General features: G+C 29.4%; 1 protein-coding gene. It reads right to left on the bottom strand.

The genetic code is table 11. The features are described from left to right. Positions 1–1,353: ThiF family adenylyltransferase (locus QL982_RS14375; protein ID WP_290190441.1), on the bottom strand; the 1,353-nt coding region annotated here is incomplete at both ends.

Genomic DNA, 1,353 nt, shown 5'->3' with positions numbered 1-1,353 from the left:
ATTAGTGATAGATAAATTAATAATATCAGCTGTGACATTGAGATTATCCAAAATATACATCAAGTCATCGTCAGTGGAACAATCAAATATGTAATCATAGTTCGATAATTCTTTCTCAAATTTATTAGAAAGAAATTTAGCGTAAGGTTCAGATTTAAGGTGTTCTGTAATAAGGCTTCTAGTTGCTCCCACTTCTACAAACGGTGATATTCTATAAAGTAAGTCGCATAGTTCATCTACCTTGTTGTTGTAAGGGTACATAAATTCATATTCTGAACGGCAAATATTTTCAGGTTCCTTAATATCGTAATCGACCAAAAATATATTTTTACACCCACATCTTACTAATGTTTTAGCAACATTGCTGCCAATTGCACCAATACCAATAATTAATATCTTCGAATTAGTTAATACTTCATTAAATGCACCGCGACCAAAAAAGTATGAATAGGACGAGTTATTCGTTACTGCCCAATTGATTGCAGTATCTTCTAAGATATACTGCTCTTGATTCTCGTTATTAGTCTTACTTTTAAAAAAAATTTCATCTATACTTACTAAAGCTACTTGCCAATGAACTTCATTATTTTGAGTATAAAAACCTATAAAAATAGGCAATGGTCTAGATGTGTTGAAACTACTGCTATTTAAAAAAATATACTTCCATAAATAGCTTAAAAAATCTTGACTGAGTTTTCCATTAAACTGTGACCAGTTATTGAAAGAAAAACGTTGATTAATCGCTGGCGTTTCTTCTAAAAAAATATATATACCTTGTTCACTGCTACTCGCTTTAAGATAGTGATGACTCCAATCGCAATGTTTGACAGTAGGTTGAGCTGAGTCATTGAAGCTTTGAACCAAGTGATTGTTGATAGTATACTGGCTATAGTTAGAGTGAGACAATAGTTTGATAGAGACTGTACCAAACTCACCTTTGTTAAAACTTTCTTCTATATTAGTAAATTGATAAGAGTAAAAACTACTATTAAATTTACTATGATTAACTATTAAGTGCTCATAATGACTATCTGTTTCTTCTTTAACTATATATCTAATAATCCAATTTTTAATTGCATCGAAGTCTTGTATTAGTTTCTGTTTAAAATTAATACAATGTTGATTATGAAAACATACTGAGCCAGTACTCATCACGTGACTATATTTAATCAGATCAATATTATTAAAACTTATCGTTTCAGAACCACTAATTTTAAATGGATATTGAGAATTAATTATTACTTCAAAATTTATTTCTTCATTAAGACCTTCGAGATCAAAAGTTATACTGAAACTTACAAGATCTTTATCAAATATAAGATCTCGTAAGTTTGAGATATAACTTATGCTACT

The sequence above is a fragment of the Psychrobacter sp. 5A.1 genome (genome assembly GCF_030407455.1).
GTDB lineage: Bacteria > Pseudomonadota > Gammaproteobacteria > Pseudomonadales > Moraxellaceae > Psychrobacter.
Note: the sequence above shows the minus strand (reverse complement) of the source record. Positions and strands in the feature narration are given on the sequence as shown.